At 63.9% G+C, this 252-nt stretch carries 1 protein-coding gene; it reads left to right on the forward strand.

The features are described from left to right. Positions 1–171 (forward strand): large ribosomal subunit protein uL22 (locus EUU22_RS20055; RefSeq protein ID WP_280956505.1); only part of this gene is annotated, 171 nt, incomplete at its 5' end. Between the last annotated feature and the right edge of the window lie 81 nt (positions 172–252).

Here is a 252-nt window from a genome sequence, read left to right on the forward strand (position 1 = left end):
GAGAACAACCACGAGCTCGACGTCGATGATCTCATGGTGGCTGAGGCGCATGTCGGCAAGGCGCTGGTCATCAAACGCTTCACGCCGCGCGGCCGCGGCCGCGTGGGACGCATTTTCAAGCCGTTCGCCAACCTCACCATCGTGGTGCGTGAGGTCGAGGCCGAGGCCTGAGCGAGGAGAGAGGACCGATGGGTCAGAAGGTCAATCCGGTAGGCTTGCGGCTCGGCATCAACCGCACCTGGGATTCGCGCT

Origin of the sequence: Ciceribacter ferrooxidans (assembly GCF_004137355.1) — a bacterium.
GTDB lineage: Bacteria > Pseudomonadota > Alphaproteobacteria > Rhizobiales > Rhizobiaceae > Allorhizobium > Allorhizobium ferrooxidans.